We start from the raw sequence: 15,750 nt of genomic DNA on the forward strand, positions 1-15,750 counted from the left end.
TCATTACCAGGAGCACCACCACCATCGGTCTGGTCAATGTCCGCAGCAATGCGTGCGCTGAATATGAAGGTGCTGGAAGGCCGCGACGACGCCGAATCGTTCGCCTTCGTCGAGCAGGGCAACGCAGATGCCTGCGCGATGGACGACGTGCTGCTGTACAGCCTGCGCTTAACGACGGCGAATTCCAGAAGATATACAGCTACTGGTTCACCCAGCCGACCGGTCCCAAAGGGATCAATATGAGCATGCCGATGAGTTATCTGCTGCGTGATTCATTGGCCTGTCCGTCGGCCAAGACTGCCTACTGAGGGGGATATCCTGGCTGGCCAAAACCCCTCATCTTCGGGTATGAACATAGTAACGGGGGGCAAATTAAATACTTTAATTACCACGTGATTAAGGAGAGAACAATTTTTGCCATAATATACATAAAACAAGTGACGGTTTTGGTCACGTCAGTTCTCAAAAACGCCCAATTTTGTCAGATTTATACTGGATAAAACGAGATTTTATGTTGCTCAAGGGTAAGAATAACCTGGCACGTTCCCTGCGTTGTCGGGGGAGTAGTTCAAACTTAATCCACAGGGGGTTCCAAATGAATAAATCTATCCGTCGCATGTCGACACAGGCACAAAAGGGCTTCACACTTATCGAGTTGATGATCGTGGTGGCTATTATTGGTATTTTGGCTGCTGTGGCGTTGCCAGCTTACCAGGATTACACCACCAAAGCCAAAGTGCAGGAAGGGGTAAGCTTGGCCAGTCCAGCAATGACAGCAATGGGCGTGTCCTGCAGCGATGGCACTCTTGATGCGTCGACCAGCAATTCTAGTCTAGGATTGCCCGTGTCCACGACCATCACAGGTAAATATGTTACGTCCGTAACGGCTACAGGCATTTCCGCAGCTGCTGGCAAAATAGACATTTTGTATAATACTGTGATTGCAGATGCGCTCGTTAGTGGACAGACGCTCACATACACTGCCGCATGCAGTACATCTGGCTTGGTGTGGACACCTACAGGCCTCGGCAAATTTACGCCTAAAACCTAATAATCAATTCCGTATGATCGGCATATTTTGTGCTGACACGAACGGATCGAACTTTCAAAACACTCCATTCGTGGGGTGTTTTTATTTGTACGTGCAACTTTACCGTTATCTGAATCGTGGTCGTAGCCCCTTCACTTGAGGTTACTTTAGTCACCGTCGCGGCTACCTCTGATCAGTTTAAACACCGGGCTGGACAATTTTTTCGGAAGTAGCGCTACTAGGTCGCACCCGGGATAATGCACTTTATCGAAGTAATGCTATTTCGGTGATTTTTCCAAAGATAGGAATGGAATGTTTCGCAAAACAGAAAATAATCACGCTCTCACGTTATTGGCAGCGTGTCTGTCTCTTTCGTATTTGTTGCCATTTCATGTAACACCGTTCCGGGCCTTTTTCAATGATTGGCTTGCGATCTTGGGCATTGTGATTGTTCTTGCTTATTTTTTGGAAGATAAATCGGTATCGATACAGCTGCCATGGATCGCGATTATTCCTTTCGGGTTGGCGATGGTCATCGCGCTACAGACAACAATGGGCATGTTAAGTGAAAACTGGGATGCCCTTTTGCCCGTCGCCTATTTTTTAGTCGCCACAGTTGCGATCCTATTGGGAGCGAGCATTTCCGCTCGCCCGGGTGGCGCCGCCAAATTATGCATGGCGTTGGCAATTGCCCATTTATTTGCCGGGTTGGTATCTGTTGTCATTGCATCATTGCAATTCATAGGCGCTGAAATCCCGTTTGCACCCTTCATGATGCTGATGCTACATACAGCAGGGAGCCAGATGCGACCCTTTGCAAACATTGCCCAACCCAATACCTTGGCGCTGCTGTTCTGCATATCGATCGCCTCTGCCTGGTGGTTATTCCAGGCAGGACGAATAAAGTCGGGGGTGGCGATTGGAGCGGTAGTATGTTTGTTGTTTGGGCTGGTGCTGACACAATCGAGGATTGGATGGATCATCATCCCTTTATTTGCGTTCACGCTTCGATTCTGGCGTGGCAAAGTGGGCCCCAGACCGATATCAGGATGGGTAATCGTTGGGCTGCTGTTGAGCTACTTCGCGTTGGTGGGTGTTTTGCCATTGATAGCATCGGCATTCAATGTCTCGGTCTATTCACCTGTCTCGCATGCTGTAGGGACGCGCTCCGAGCGGATGGCGTTATTCGAGGAGGCCTTGAAAATCAGTTTGGCGCACCCCTGGTTTGGTGCCGGCTGGTTTCAATTTGGTCCGCAGCAAATAATGGCTGGGCTGGACTTCCCTACCAGCATGTATTCGCATTATGCCCATAATATTGTGTTGAATTTTGCCGCCGAACTGGGATGGCCCATCACTATTCTAGTTTTCGGGGTACTGGCATTCTGGTTTGTTCGGAGTTGCATTTCCCGTCCTGTCAGTATCGAGGTGGGGTTTTCCATGCTTTTTTTCCTGGCGGTGCTGGTGCATAGCTTGGTGGAATATCCTTTATGGTATGCATTCGTTCTATTGCCCGTATCCCTCCTTATCGGATTGGTTCACCGGGAACAGTTTGGGGCAACGACAAAGGTATTGTCGCGTCATTATTTGCTTGTACTGGTATTTCTCATGGCGTCGGGTTTAGTGGCCATCGGGATGGACTATCGGCGTGTCGTCGCCGGATTCCAGGAAATTGAATTTGAAGCGATGGGAATTACTTGGAATAAAGCCGCTACACGGCAACCTGGCATTACTGTTTTCCCGTACATGTTCGATTATTTTCGATTCCTTGGTATGACGGTGCATACACAGATGTCACAAGAAGAGATTGCTTTCATGGAGCGCGTTACAAAACGGTTTGGTGGAGCACTGATGTTGACCAGAATGTCTCAAGTGTATGCGATGAACGGAAGAGAAGACGACGCAGTCAACTCGGCATTAACGGTTCGGCGACTCCACGGGGGGCGCTACAAGCAGTTGTATGAAGATTGGCGTCATGCCCCAGAACAATATCAGACCATCTTCAAACGATTGCCTGCGCCAGTCTAAATACCAGGAAACGGAATTACCAAAGCTTTGGCTTGTTCAGATAATGCCAAAGAACAATCACTGAAATCAGACTCCTGTTGGGTATCCATCAGCATGGGCGCGTGCTCGTTGGACGCGAGAGTGCCATAACTTTTGTGTGCAGGGAATATCATGTCAGCAATTAAAAGGGCCATGAATGCCATGCGAGAAAATGGACTGCTAAATTTCAGCGCATCATTTGACGCCACCGGTAAATTTGAAGTCCGGCAGACGGGCGGATTTCCAGTCGAGTGTGTTTTGAACGGGGATCGACCTACGTCAGGATGAAAGGATACCGAGTGCCGACGACCTGCGGGTTGCTGCGCGATCTGCACGCAGCAACCCGCAGGAATTCCATGGTGAAGGTTTACTCAGTGAGGCCGCTGCAACGAATGGCAAGGTGCATCGCGCACCATGTTAAAACCGACGATGCATCTGGAAAGTGCGCCGAATTGCACCGTCATGAAGCACGAGTTCCACATTGTCACGATGCCCCAAATCAGAATTCGGCATCCAGTTCATCGATTTCTTCCGGCTCCAGTTTCGCAGCCGCCACCCATTCCTTCACCTGCGGCAACGCCATAACGGACTCGCAGTAGGCGCTACAGACCTCATCCAGCTTCACGTCGTAGGTCAGGAAACGCGTGACCACAGGTGCATACATGGCGTCGGCCATGCACGGTTTTGCACCAAAAAGATACGGCCCGCCATAAGTGTTGAGGCATTCGCGCCAGATGACTGCGATGCGTTCGATATCGGCCTGGGCGCGCGCCCAGACTTTGAAATTCTTGAAATGCCCCTTGAGGTTCATCGGAAGCGCCGAACGCAGGGCGGAAAAGCCGGAGTGCATTTCGCCGCAGATAGCGCGGCAGTGCGCGCGTGCGCCGCGATCGGCGGGCAGCAGGCCCGCCTTGGGCTTGACTTCGTTGAGATACTCGCCGATCGCGAGCGTGTCCCACACCTTGACGCCATTATGGGTGAGGCAGGGCACCAGTATCGACGGCGCCAGGAGTAGAATTTCTGCACGCATTGCCGGATCATCGGACGATATGATCTGTTCGTCGAAAGGAAGCGTGGCGAATTTCGCCAGCAACCAGCCGCGCATCGACCACGATGAATAATTCTTGCTGCTGATGGAGAGGATAGCTTGGGCCATTTTGCGTATTCCCTTCTGATTGCCTTGTTTGGGCGTAACCTACGGTAGACAACTCAACGAAAGTCCGAGCAAGCCGCGTGCCAGAACGGTGGTGGCCTGCAACTTGCTAAGAAGCTGTCTATGATCTGTAACCTCAGCTGCGCTGACCTGAGCGTCAGTTGGGTCACACGGCGCGGAGAAACCGGAATGGTCTTAAGACCATGAGAATTTTGAGCAGCGTTTAGCACCAATCACGTCTGCGCAGTAAGATCATAAACAGGTTCCAAGGCCTTGTATATCGTTCCCTCAAGGGAGACGGGAGGATCCATGAAGTATGAAGTCTATCAAGCGCAGTCTGACATGATGGCGAGGATGCGCTTGTTCACGGACGCTGCCGTCACAGCGATGTCTCATCCCTGGTTGAGTGCGCACCCCGGCATTCGCAAGCTCACGGCAGCCTATCAGGTGTTTTCGAGCGCGGAGGTCACGCACACGCGGCCGGATTTTTGCATCGGCAACATACGCGTCGGTATAGGTGAAAGTGCCTGCGAGGTAGCCGTGCACGAAGAGACGGCACATGTCGCGCCGTTCGGCACGCTGTTGCATTTCAAGAAAGAAGGCGTAAACGGTCAGCCGCGCGTGCTGATCGTCGCGCCCATGTCCGGCCATTTCGCGACACTGTTGCGCGAGACCGTGCGTACGATGCTGATCGACCACGATGTGTACATCACAGACTGGCACAATGCACGCGATGTGCCGTTGACGGCCGGCCGCTTCGGACTGGACGAATATGTACGTTACCTCATCACATTCCTGGAAGTCATGGGTCCGGGCGCGCACATGGTGGCAATCTGCCAGCCCTGCGTGTCCGCCCTGGTTGCGACTGCCATCATGGCCGAAGATGGCCACCCGGCGCAACCGCGCAGCCTGACGCTGATGGCGGGGCCAATCGACACGCGCGTCAATCCGAGCAAAGTCAACGAACTCGCCACCAGCAAGTCCATCGAATGGTTCGAGCAGAATCTCATTAGCACCGTACCGTTGCGCCACCCCGGCGCGATGCGCCGAGTGTACCCCGGCTTCCTGCAGCTCGCGGCTTTCATGAGCATGAACCTTGAACGGCATGTGGATTCCTTCAAGGGACTGTATAACCAACTGGTTGAAGGCGATCTGGTAAAGGCCAACACGACACGGGCCTTCTATGAAGAGTATTTCGCGGTGCAGGATATGGCCGCCGAGTTCTATCTGGAAACGATACGCCACATCTTCCAGGAGTACGCTTTGCCACTGGGCAAGCTGGAGTGGTGTGGACGCATCGTCAATCCTGCAGCCATCCGGCACACTGCGCTTCTGACTATCGAAGGCGAGCATGACGATATCTGCGCAATCGGGCAGACAATGGCCGCGCAGGACCTTTGCAGCCGCATCCCGGGTTATATGAAGTCGCACTACATGCAAACCGGTGTCGGGCATTACGGCGTGTTCAGCGGGCGGCGCTGGAACCAGGAGGTCTATCCCATCGTACGGGAAGTGATCCACGTCAGCCAGTGAAGCCGGGGGCCGCGCTGCTGCTACATCAGCAGCGTCCAAGATTCAAAAACGTGCACAACACTGGTGAATTTCAGATGCCCCATTCCTGGTAGCAACAATAAAGCGGCAAGCAAATTCAACCGTTACAATTCGTGACGAATGATTGGTCACAGCATATGCAAGAGCTCAGTACAATTGCATATGCTTATGAAACGCATCAAATACAAAAAAATGACTGGCATGGGCGGCCTCGTCGCCCTCGCATGGCTGGCTTTTACCACCGCAGTTGCCGTAGGCCAACGCAAGCTGATTTTCAATCCGGTGCGCGCCAAAGAAGTCGAGCGTCCCCGTAGCATCGGGCATCGGACCCGACCTGTCGTGTTGCGCAGCGCCGATGGCACCCGACTTTCAGGATGGTTGTTGACGCCGCGCGCGCCCGGCCCCCATCCAGCCGTCGTGTATTTCGGCGGTCGCTCGGAGGAAGTCTCCTGGGTGGCGCGCGATGCGTGGCGCATGTTCCCCCATATGACTGTTCTTGCCATTAACTATCGAGGCTATGGGGACTCGGAGGGGATTCCGGGGGAGCGTCATATGATAGAAGACGCTCACATGCTTTTCGACTGGTTGGTCGAGCACCGCCATATCATTGCCGGACAAATCGCCGTGGTCGGGCGCAGTCTTGGGTCGGGCGTCGCAGTGCAGGTAGCGGTTAGCCGGCCGGTCGCGGCCGTGGTATTGATTACGCCTTATGACTCGCTGCTGGCATTGGCAAAGCGCCGTTTTCCGTCCGTACCGGGTTTCGTTCTCAAGCATCGCTTCGATTCAGTGAAGCATGCGTCTTTGTTTTCCGCGCCGACCTTCATCATTCGCGCAGCCTCCGACGACGTGGTACCCGGCTCGCACACCGACTTGCTGGTGGCCAAATTGACGGCGACGCCACAGGACGAAACCATCGTTGGCTCCGACCATAGCAACATCCCGTATCTCGAAGCAACCCAGGAGCGTATCGCCGCCTTCCTGACGGATAAATTCAACGAAGTGACCAAAAATGACGTCGCCGGTACGCTTTAGGCTGTGGTTGGAAGTACAGTCTTGCGGTGTCGATTGCTGATATTGACGCGACTCTTAAATTTCGCTTGCGATCAAATCCGCAATTTCCGGGTAGGTACGCATTTGCGACTCGTCACAGTTAAGCGCATGTGAAAATGCGTGAAAATGCCGTTCGTTGAGCCAGTAGTATTCGTGGTCCCGTAGCGCTTCAACGAATTCTGCAGCATCTTCTGTCGTCGCAAATGCCTTGGCGATGAATGTGTCGCTGTCCTTGAAAACGCCGGCTTCCATTGCCAGTGTGATGGAGTCCAGCGCGTAATTGACTTGCATGCCGGAACCCTCAAGCTCGTCGGATATTTCTCCAAACCGCAAAGGTGTGTAGGCCTTCTTGGCTTCATCATATCCTCCAAACGACCGGTATTTGTCATAGGAAGTCGCGTTGAGTTCGACGGGTGTGAGTTGAATCGTGTAGGGCTTGATTGGCGACATGATGGCTTCTTTCGGTATAGCTGAATGAACGCAGATGTTACGCCGGATTGTAACGGGGTCGCGCAACTAATCGAACGAAACGCACGGTAAGGCCCGCACCGGCTTACGCTGCGGGCTTTTTTCTGCGCGAACGTCAACAACACATTAACCGACCAGCTCAAGCAACTTTTGGCGCAGCGCTGGGGGTTAAGATCGGGCGTTAAGGCGCTTTGATGTTCGAAGCCTGCTTGCCCTTAGGGCCTTGCGTAACGTCGAACTGAACTTTTTGCCCCTCTTTCAAGGTCTTGAAGCCGTCCATTGTGATGGCGGAGAAGTGGGCGAACAAATCCTCGCCGCCGTCGTCTGGTGTGATAAATCCGAAACCCTTGGAGTCGTTAAACCACTTTACTGTACCGGTTGCCATAATGAGTCTTTCAAAAATTGAATGATACGAACGTAGTCGGTAAGCAAGGCATTGCCCGCCCACTGCCGCACGCTCGAGTTCCGCCGAGACTTAATCTCGAAACGTGTTGGGTTAAGTATAGCGCGCAGTATTGCAATAAAGGTTACTTTTTTTACGGTGGCGGAGTAATGGGAAACCTGGCTCGACCTCAATTCCTATGGAGCGCTGTTCGCCTGCCAGATCACCTCGGATAATTCCGGCCAACGCGATTTGGCGACCCATGGCCCGCCTCAACTATCCGGTCCGTCGCGGCGGCGGCTGTAGCGAATGCGTGGGAAGATGGTATGGTGTGGTATCACGTGTTCCAAGCGGGTGCCGGCGTTGCACCCGGGATAGATGCTGTAGCCTTTTTTATCTGGCGGCATTTTAGATATCATTTATATGAAACTGAGAATTCTGGGGTGTAGCGGCGGCATCGGCGCTAACCTGCGCACAACCGCCATGCTGCTCGACGACGACGTGCTCATCGATGCCGGTACTGGCGTCGGTGATCTTACCCTCGACGAAATGGTGCGGGTCGACCATGTCTTCGTCACCCACTCGCATCTGGACCATATTTGCAGCATTCCTTTGCTGGTCGATACCGTCGGCTACAGGCGTAAAACACCGTTGACGGTGTACGCTACCAGAGAGACGCTCGATGCCTTGCGTGCCCACGTTTTCAATGATTGCATCTGGCCTGACTTCACCATGCTGCCTCTGCCTGAGGCACCCTATCTGCAGTATCGCGAGATAAACCGGGGCGAGACCGTGACGCTGGCCGGACGAAAAATTACCGCGCTCTGCGCCAATCACCTGGTGCCGGCCGTGGGGTACTGCCTGGATAGTGGCGTCGCGAGCTTAGTATTCACGGGCGATACCGGCCCCAACGATGCCTTGTGGAAAGTCGTCAACGGCATCGGCAATCTGCGTTATCTGATCATCGAGACCGCATTTTGCAACCGCGACTACGCGATCGCAATGGCCTCCAAGCACCTGTGTCCCAGCTTGCTTGCCAAGGAAATCAGGAAGTTGCGCCTTCCTGCGGAAATCTTCATCACCCATCTGAAGCCAGGCGATATGGCGCTCACCATGTCGGAAGTTGCCGCAGCCGTCAGTGCCTATCAGCCGAGACTGCTCGAACATGGGCAGGTATTTGAATTTTAAAAAGCGCTTCATCCGGCTGCGCGACTGGAAAACTGCACATTCGGCCTCATCCAATCACCATTTCTTAAAGAAATTCCTTGGCGATATCAATGCTCGAGCGCTGGCCGATGTGGCGGTAGTTTTCCTCGAGCCAGGCCTCGGCTTCGATCCGTCCCTTGTCACGCAACGAGCACAGGAAATCCCAGTCGGCGTTGTACTTGCTCGACACCCCGAGCGCAGCCATGGTCTGGTCGGACCGAATCGAGTGGATCAACATCTCCTTCATCTCGCCGCGCTCGATCTTGCCTTGCTGGATCAGCGTGGTGACGAAGGCGATGGCGCGCATCTCGCGCATCAGTGACGAATTGAAGCTCACTTCGTTGATGCGGTTGAGGATCTCGGCCGCCGTGGTCGGTACGCCGCGGCGCACGATCGGATTGATGTGGATAATCACCACATCGTGTGTGCTGCAGTTGTAGATCAGCGGGAAAATGGCCGGGTTGCCGACATAGCCGCCGTCCCAGTAATGTTCGCCGTTGATCTCTACCGCCTGGAACAGGGTCGGCAGGCAGGCCGAAGCAAGCACCGCCTCGATACACATGTCCTGACCCGAAAAGATGCGTATCTTGCTGGTCTCGACATTGGTGGCACAGAGATAAAGTTGGATCGGGCAATGCAGGCGCAACGCGGCGAAATCGACATGTTGCTCGAGTATCTTGCGCAGCGGATTCATGTTGTGGGGATTGAATTGGTACGGGGACAGGATGCGCAGCATGATATCCGCCATCAGGTACAGGGGCGAGTGGTCCAGTCCGAAGGTATGGGTTCCTTTCAACCATGGTATCTGGCGGAACGGGTTGTAGCTCTCCGCCGATTGTGCAACAGCACGCCAGAACTCGTGCAGCGCCTGGCGCGCGTTGTCGGCATCCCCCTTTAGCAGCCCGTAGGCCAGCACTGCGGCGTTCATCGCACCTGCGCTGGTCGCGCTGATGCCTTCAATTTCAAGCCGGCCGTCCTCCAGCAGCCGGTCGAGCACGCCCCAGGCGAACGCGCCGTGCATGCCGCCGCCTTGCAGTGCGAGCGCGATCCGCCGTTTTTTGTGCTTCGTAGCCATCAAACCTCCTCAGTGTTGGGTCCAGTCACGCCCGATTGCACCCGCCCGTTGCATTGCGGCAATGCCCGGCGATCATTCGGGTAATGCACTGCGCCTGCCGGCCAGGAACCAGGTATGCAGTTCACCCATCCCCTTGGCCTTGATGATGCCGCGCTCCTCGAACAGGAACGGCTCACCCAGCCGCCGCCGGGTCGCCTCCGTCACCTGCACGCGGCCGGCAACGCCGTGGGATTCCATCCGGCTGGCGGTGTTCACCGCATCACCCCACAGGTCGTAGATGAACTTGCGCTTGCCGATGACGCCGGCCACCACCGCGCCGCTGTTGATGCCGATGCGCAGCTGCAGGCGATAGCCGTTGCGCTGATTGAAGCGGTCCAGCGCGTCCAGCATGTCCAGCGCCATGTGCGCCGCCCGTGCCGCGTGATCTGCTGCCGGGACGGGCAGTCCTGCGGCCGCCATGTAGGCATCGCCAATGGTCTTGATCTTCTCCAGGCCACGGTGGTCGGCAATGCTGTCAAAGTCGGTGAAGATTTCGTTCAGCATGGCCACCAGTCGTTCGGCGCTCATGCCCGCCGACACCCTGGTGAATTCGACGATGTCCGCGAACAGCACCGTCACCTCCGGGAAGCGGTCGGCGATGGCTTCCGGGATGCCATCGGCGCTGAGGTCGGGGCGCGCCTTCAGGCGCTCGGCAATTGGCGAGGGCAGCAGGTTGAGCAGCAGCCGCTCCGACACCTTTTGCTCTGTCACGATTTTGTCGTACAGGCGCTTGATTTCGTCACTCTGGCGACGGATCAGGTCACGGCTTGCCACCGCTTCCTGCAGCGCCTGCGCCAGCATTTTGCTGTTATTCAGCGACTCCTTGTGCAACAGGCGCACTTCCAGCATGTTGTAGACGCGCGTCAGCACCTCGGCCAGATCAAACGGCTTGCTGACGAAATCCTTCGCGCCGGCTTGCAACGCGCGCAGCTTGTGACCCGGCTGGGCGGTGATCACGAGGACCGGAAGATAGCCATCCGTTTCGATTTCCTTCAAGCCTTCCATCACCTCGAATCCATCCATGCCGGGCATCTGCAGATCGAGCAGGATCAGGTCGTAGCGGTTTTTGCGGTGAAGCTCGCAGACCGCGTACGGATCCATCGTGGATGTGACGGCGGCATAACCGGCGCCCTGCAGCATCCGCTCAAGCAGCAGGACATTGGCTTCCATATCGTCAACGACCAGGACGCTGGCGTCAAGTATGTCGGATGAGCTGATCATGGTGTGCGTCCCGCCTCATTGGCGCTGGTTAACCTGCGCGAATTCCAGGGCCACGTTCAGCGCATCCATGAACGCATCGAGCTTGATTGGCTTGGTGACATAGCGGAAGAAGCCTGCCTGCATGCCTTTCTCGATGTCGCGCGGCATGGCATTTGCACTCAGGGCAATAACGGGGATGTGCGCCGTGGCCGGGTCGTGGCGCAGGATTTTCAGGGCGTCGGTGCCGTTGATATCCGGCAGATTGATGTCCATCACGATCACCTCCGGCTGCGCGCTGCGCGCCAGCGCGATGCCGAGCTGCCCGTTCACCGCGGTCAGCAGGCGCATCTCGGTGTGGCGCGCGATGAGTTGCTCGACCAGTGCCAGGTTGGCCGGATTGTCCTCGACATACAGCAGGGTGTGCTGCGCTGCGCCGTTCTGGACTTGCGCTTTGGCAACTGCGGCGGGTGCGGCGCCGCCAGCGGCGACTTGTGGTGCGGCCACAGCGAGCAGTTCGAACCAGAACACGCTACCCGCTCCGACGCTGCTTTCTGCGCCGATGGCGCCCCCCATGAGCTCGACCAGTCGCTTGGCCACCACGAGGCCGATGCCGGTGCCTTCCTCGGTGCCGGCTTCTTGTCCGAGACGATTGAACGGCTGGAACAGCTGCGCCAGCTTGTCCGGCGGCAATCCCGCGCCGGCGTCCCTGACGTTGACGCGCATGCGGTCTGGGGTGCTCGCAGTGCATGTGACGTCGACCGTTCCCTGCTCGCGGTTGTATTTGATCGCGTTGGACAGCAGGTTGATGAGAATCTGCTTGATCCGGGTCCGATCGCCATGGACGAAGCAAGGGACGTAGAACTGGGGAAAGGTTATGCGAAGGCCCCGCTGTTGCGCCTGCGGTTCGATCATGCCCTGGCATTCGAGCATGACTTCGGCCAGCGACACCGGTTCCTGCGACAGCGACACCTGTCCGGACTCGATCTTCGCGAGATCTAGGATTTCATTGATGAGCGTCAGCAAATGCCATCCGGCCCGGAGAATCTGGTCGATGCTGGCCTGCTGGGCGGGCGTCGGCGGCGGGGAGTCGGACGCCATCAGTTGGGCGAAACCGAGGATCGCATTCAACGGGCTGCGCAGCTCATGGCTCATGCCGGAAAGGAAATCCGATTTCGCGCGGTTGGCTCTTTCGGCTGCGGCCTGCAACTGCTTCTGGTCCTCGATGTCGGTGCTGGTTCCAACCCATCTGACGATATGTCCATTAGCGTCTTTCACCGGTAATGCGCGGCCAAGATGCCATCGATAGACGCCATCGGCGGCTCTTTTCATGCGGTATTCAATTTCATAAGCGTCGCCGTTCTCTAATGCGCACGTCCAGCGATCGATCACAGATTGCAAATCATCCGGGTGGAATACTCGACGCCACCAATCGTCCGCACGGCTTTGCTCCACCGTGAGTCCGGTATAGGTAAGCCACCGTTGGTTGCGGTACTCCTGGCGACCATCCGGCTCGACTGTCCACACCATTTGGGGAATCGCATCGGCAAGCGATCTGAAGCGTCGTTCGCCGTCATCTATTTCACCCTCGGCAGAAGGCGATTTTCCCGGGGGTTTGGTATGTTGTTTTCGCATGTTCGGCTACCTGAATAAGCGTAAATACACCTTTTTAGGCACCGCGCCCACGCTTTGGGAGGTGCACCCGACGTCCGGTTCCACCAACCCCCGTAAACGGTACCGCTTATCCCGCTCATCCATCACCGGATCTTGCACAGCATAGTGTGTGCCGTGATACAGGACACGTCAAGCTGCGGCCAGCGTGTAATCCGTAGGGCTAACGTTCCGTTCGACGAAAAGGAGCGCTGCTGGTTTATCGGTGACTTTGTGCATGCCAGCTGCTAGAACCAGCGAGGAACACGGCTTGCATACTGCGCCCAGCGCGCGCCGTGCGTGCGAGCCAACCAAGGCTCCTCGACCAACACGACCCGAAGGTGAAACGCCACCGCCACAACGATTGCGTAGACGACGAGGCCCCGAAATGCGAAGGAAACCGCCCAACCCAGAAGCATGAGGATAACGGCGATGTAGATGGGGTTTCGCGTGTAGCGATACAGGCCAACGACTACCAAACGAGCTGGCGGCGCCCACGGAGCAAGGGTGCCATTGCCCCAGACGCAGAAGTCGCGGACACACCAGAGCAGCGCGAACAAGCCAACACCCAAAGGCACCAACCCGAATGGGTGCACGAGATTCGTGTGGGAACTGACCGAAAGCCACGTGACCGGGACGGCAATGGCGACCACGCCCGGCAACGCCAGAAACGACAGAAACGCAAGCAGCGCGCGTGTAAACATGACCCACCAACAGTGTTTATGCGGGCGTTGGCGTCCGTATATTAATTGGTATTTTAATGCCAATTATGCCCTTGTATTTCATTGACTGACAACCAGGTGCCATGCCGTCTGGTATCTGCACTGCGAGCGCCCAACACAAAATTCGCAACTGGCTGTGGCACCGCGTTGATTTTTATCATTTTATGTTGCCGTCGCGATTAGCCAAAGCATTGTACTGGCAGCGTCTACAACATACTGAATACGCTGGCGACGGGAGATATTTGTAATGATTTTCCCGGAGAAACATTTAAATTTCTAAGTAAAACCGTCGTTCAGGCCAACGTATTTGGCAAACACATGGCTCTGGACGGGATAGAAAAGGAACACTTTGTCCGGTGGCTAGGCCTCTTTAGGCTCACAGTAAACGAAATCTAAGAAGGTGATGATGCGCAAGAGGTCGTGGAAGTCGCTGAGCGCATCGCCGGCAGCCTTCAATTCGGTTACTTCGGCGAACGCGTAGTCTGAGTGTATTAGTGGCGCAATTAATACCGTGCAGCCCCCATCTACCTCGCGGTTCTCATCGGCGCTCTGGGATTGTCGCTAGCTACGGAGAATTGGCTGCGAATGGCTTTGACTGGAGTTCTTCTCGTGTTTTTTGATATGAAGGCGCGCCGGGAAGAGCGTTGGGCCATCAAACATGCATTCCAGCACTCGAGTGACACTCTGCCACAACCAGCGGACCCAGGTCCCGATTTGAAATTAACCATTCAAACAAGACTGTCACGAGTCATCATGTTTACTATTTCGCGCGCCCATTTTCGTAGAAAGCCAAGCCGTCGTTTATGCGCCACTTCCAGATTCGGAGATAGCTTCCTCGCGTTCACTTGTCGTGGTGAACACCGCGATAGCGGCAGCCAAAAGGCATGCGGCGATGAAGGGGGTACGATAAGAGCCAGAAGTACTCAACGCAAAAGAAAGTGCCAAGGGAACGGTGACGACGCCCAAAAAACTCGACAGTAAACAGACACCCGTCGCTACAGCCACATCATGCGACTCGACTGATTTGGCAACTTCGGCGAGCGCGACTCCGTTCCAGGCAATAACTGCAGCGCCAAGCATGCAGACTGCAAGCGCAACCAGCAAAGGTGCAGTTTCTTGGTTTGACAGTGCTAAAACGAGAAAACCGGTCGCGCCCAATACTCCTAACGAACCGAGCAACTTCATCGCCGGCATACCTTGGTCTACTACATATCCCCAGACTAACCGGAAGGCTAGCCCGACACCACTCGATAGCGCTAGCATCGACGCTGCTTTGGGTACGCTCATGTTGCATTGTTCATCAAGGAAGGGAACCAACATCGCTATCAGACTAACTTGCAGGCCTCCAAAAATAAAAGCTGCGGCGGCAAGTGCCCTTAGGCGAGGGACGGACGCGAGCAATCTGAAGGAAGAGCGAGGGTTCTTCTCTAAACCACTCGAATTGTGCGAGCTGGTATCGATGTCGCTACTGAAGCGGAAAGTAACAAGTGCTATGGCAACGCAGGCTACAGACCCAAGTATGAAGGTCGCCGGTAAACCCAAGTAAATCGCACCAAATGGAAAAGTGACCGCCGCAAGAGCGGCGCCAGCCGGTACGCCGCTCTGTTTAATGGAAAACATCAAACTTCTGTATTTCGGTGGCGTAACTTTACTAAGAATATAAGAACTGGCAGGAGTTATCGGGCCATAACCCAGTCCCAGAAGCACTGCTCCGACAGCTACAAGAGGAATTCGACATGTCGCGATAAGGGCTAGTCCAACGGCACATAGAACTAGAGCTACCCGACTGACTCGGATTCCACCAAGCCGATGGACGTTGGCCCCGGAATAAACAGCCGAAATGGCTGCTCCGCCGTATAGCAACGACGTGTAGAGGCCAATCCATGAAGTTGGCACGGCGAGCTGACTAGCCATCAGCGGCGAGATTGCAGGAACTGCTGTCGCTGCGACCGAAGTCGCTATCTGGATAGTTGTCGTCAAAATCAAAATCGTTCGCGAATTCATAAATTTCCTAGGTTTCTACGCGCTCTTACCTTACACACAGCCCATCCCTTAATCAATCAATCGCCGTTTCCGATGTTGCGCCATTCCTCTTTAAAAACAGTCGCTTGCATTCATTGCGTTGCCCAAAATGGAACAAGGGTCATGCCCCATTGCGCTGGATGCACCGCATGCGAAACGTTA

At 55.2% G+C, this 15,750-nt stretch carries 14 protein-coding genes; 6 read left to right on the top strand and 8 right to left on the bottom strand.

Annotated features, from left to right (window positions below; translation table 11 throughout):
* Positions 1-36 precede the first annotated feature (36 nt).
* From AC3CHX_RS03675 to AC3CHX_RS03685, 3 genes are all read left to right on the top strand, one after another.
* The gene (locus AC3CHX_RS03675) at positions 37-243 is read left to right on the top strand and encodes a hypothetical protein (protein ID WP_488642750.1); all 207 of its coding nucleotides are present in this window, start codon (positions 37-39) and stop codon (positions 241-243) included.
* A gap of 373 nt (positions 244-616) precedes the next feature.
* Entirely contained in the window at positions 617-1,051 is a 435-nt protein-coding gene (locus AC3CHX_RS03680) for a pilin (RefSeq protein WP_488644716.1), read from the top strand.
* A gap of 291 nt (positions 1,052-1,342) precedes the next feature.
* Positions 1,343-3,055: a PglL family O-oligosaccharyltransferase gene (locus AC3CHX_RS03685; RefSeq protein ID WP_488642751.1), complete on the top strand. Its 1,713-nt coding sequence runs from the start codon at positions 1,343-1,345 to the stop codon at positions 3,053-3,055.
* A 517-nt stretch (positions 3,056-3,572) separates the two neighbouring features.
* Here the strand turns inward: AC3CHX_RS03685 and AC3CHX_RS03690 are convergent.
* Complete coding sequence (locus AC3CHX_RS03690; protein WP_488642752.1) at positions 3,573-4,229, bottom strand: glutathione S-transferase family protein; 657 nt, start codon at positions 4,227-4,229, stop codon at positions 3,573-3,575.
* Positions 4,230-4,535: 306 nt separating this feature from the next.
* On the opposite strand from AC3CHX_RS03690, the gene AC3CHX_RS03695 reads away from it, so the two are divergent.
* Entirely contained in the window at positions 4,536-5,759 is a 1,224-nt protein-coding gene (locus AC3CHX_RS03695) for a polyhydroxyalkanoate depolymerase (protein WP_488642753.1), read from the top strand.
* Between the two features lie 186 nt (positions 5,760-5,945).
* Entirely contained in the window at positions 5,946-6,809 is an 864-nt protein-coding gene (locus tag AC3CHX_RS03700; protein WP_488642754.1) for an alpha/beta hydrolase, read from the top strand.
* Positions 6,810-6,863: 54 nt separating this feature from the next.
* Here AC3CHX_RS03700 and AC3CHX_RS03705 read toward each other — a convergent pair whose 3' ends face one another.
* On the bottom strand, positions 6,864-7,277 hold the full coding sequence (locus tag AC3CHX_RS03705; protein WP_488642755.1) for a hypothetical protein: 414 nt from the start codon (positions 7,275-7,277) through the stop codon (positions 6,864-6,866).
* 199 nt (positions 7,278-7,476) lie between these two features.
* A complete protein-coding gene (cspE, locus tag AC3CHX_RS03710) occupies positions 7,477-7,680 on the bottom strand; it encodes a transcription antiterminator/RNA stability regulator CspE (RefSeq protein ID WP_098492995.1) in 204 nt (67 codons plus the stop codon).
* Positions 7,681-8,100: 420 nt separating this feature from the next.
* Here cspE and AC3CHX_RS03715 point away from each other — a divergent pair, with 420 nt between their 5' ends.
* Complete coding sequence (locus AC3CHX_RS03715; RefSeq protein ID WP_488642756.1) at positions 8,101-8,865, top strand: 3',5'-cyclic-nucleotide phosphodiesterase; 765 nt, start codon at positions 8,101-8,103, stop codon at positions 8,863-8,865.
* Positions 8,866-8,929: 64 nt separating this feature from the next.
* Here AC3CHX_RS03715 and AC3CHX_RS03720 read toward each other — a convergent pair whose 3' ends face one another.
* The 5 genes from AC3CHX_RS03720 to AC3CHX_RS03740 all read right to left on the bottom strand — a co-directional run bounded on the left by AC3CHX_RS03720 (position 8,930) and on the right by AC3CHX_RS03740 (position 15,570).
* Positions 8,930-9,958 (bottom strand): patatin-like phospholipase family protein, encoded by a 1,029-nt coding sequence (locus tag AC3CHX_RS03720; RefSeq protein ID WP_488642757.1) that lies wholly within the window; start codon positions 9,956-9,958, stop codon positions 8,930-8,932.
* A gap of 72 nt (positions 9,959-10,030) precedes the next feature.
* Positions 10,031-11,218, bottom strand: a complete 1,188-nt coding sequence (locus tag AC3CHX_RS03725) for an adenylate/guanylate cyclase domain-containing protein (protein WP_488642758.1) — start codon at positions 11,216-11,218, stop codon at positions 10,031-10,033.
* Positions 11,219-11,233: 15 nt separating this feature from the next.
* Complete coding sequence (locus tag AC3CHX_RS03730) at positions 11,234-12,829, bottom strand: ATP-binding response regulator (RefSeq protein WP_488642759.1); 1,596 nt, start codon at positions 12,827-12,829, stop codon at positions 11,234-11,236.
* A gap of 263 nt (positions 12,830-13,092) precedes the next feature.
* Positions 13,093-13,548 carry a methyltransferase family protein gene (locus AC3CHX_RS03735; RefSeq protein ID WP_488642760.1) on the bottom strand — a complete coding sequence of 152 codons (456 nt, stop codon included), beginning with the start codon at positions 13,546-13,548 and terminating at the stop codon, positions 13,093-13,095.
* 819 nt (positions 13,549-14,367) lie between these two features.
* The gene (locus AC3CHX_RS03740; protein ID WP_488642761.1) at positions 14,368-15,570 is read right to left on the bottom strand and encodes an MFS transporter; all 1,203 of its coding nucleotides are present in this window, start codon (positions 15,568-15,570) and stop codon (positions 14,368-14,370) included.
* Positions 15,571-15,750: the final 180 nt, after the last annotated feature.

It is taken from the genome of Glaciimonas sp. OK215 (genome assembly GCF_057787885.1).

Bases quoted from the DNA above. Each gene is read 5' to 3' on its own strand.
- AC3CHX_RS03685 (WP_488642751.1), top strand. From the start codon at position 1,343: ATGTTTCGCAAAACAGAAAATAATCACGCTCTCACGTTATTGGCAGCG.
- AC3CHX_RS03740 (WP_488642761.1), bottom strand. From the start codon at position 15,570: ATGAATTCGCGAACGATTTTGATTTTGACGACAACTATCCAGATAGCG.
- AC3CHX_RS03730 (WP_488642759.1), bottom strand. From the start codon at position 12,829: ATGCGAAAACAACATACCAAACCCCCGGGAAAATCGCCTTCTGCCGAG.
- AC3CHX_RS03705 (WP_488642755.1), bottom strand. From the start codon at position 7,277: ATGTCGCCAATCAAGCCCTACACGATTCAACTCACACCCGTCGAACTC.
- AC3CHX_RS03725 (WP_488642758.1), bottom strand. From the start codon at position 11,218: ATGATCAGCTCATCCGACATACTTGACGCCAGCGTCCTGGTCGTTGAC.
- AC3CHX_RS03700 (WP_488642754.1), top strand. From the start codon at position 5,946: ATGAAACGCATCAAATACAAAAAAATGACTGGCATGGGCGGCCTCGTC.
- AC3CHX_RS03690 (WP_488642752.1), bottom strand. From the start codon at position 4,229: ATGGCCCAAGCTATCCTCTCCATCAGCAGCAAGAATTATTCATCGTGG.
- AC3CHX_RS03720 (WP_488642757.1), bottom strand. From the start codon at position 9,958: ATGGCTACGAAGCACAAAAAACGGCGGATCGCGCTCGCACTGCAAGGC.
- cspE (WP_098492995.1), bottom strand. From the start codon at position 7,680: ATGGCAACCGGTACAGTAAAGTGGTTTAACGACTCCAAGGGTTTCGGA.
- AC3CHX_RS03680 (WP_488644716.1), top strand. From the start codon at position 617: ATGTCGACACAGGCACAAAAGGGCTTCACACTTATCGAGTTGATGATC.
- AC3CHX_RS03695 (WP_488642753.1), top strand. From the start codon at position 4,536: ATGAAGTATGAAGTCTATCAAGCGCAGTCTGACATGATGGCGAGGATG.
- AC3CHX_RS03675 (WP_488642750.1), top strand. From the start codon at position 37: ATGTCCGCAGCAATGCGTGCGCTGAATATGAAGGTGCTGGAAGGCCGC.
- AC3CHX_RS03715 (WP_488642756.1), top strand. From the start codon at position 8,101: ATGAAACTGAGAATTCTGGGGTGTAGCGGCGGCATCGGCGCTAACCTG.
- AC3CHX_RS03735 (WP_488642760.1), bottom strand. From the start codon at position 13,548: ATGTTTACACGCGCGCTGCTTGCGTTTCTGTCGTTTCTGGCGTTGCCG.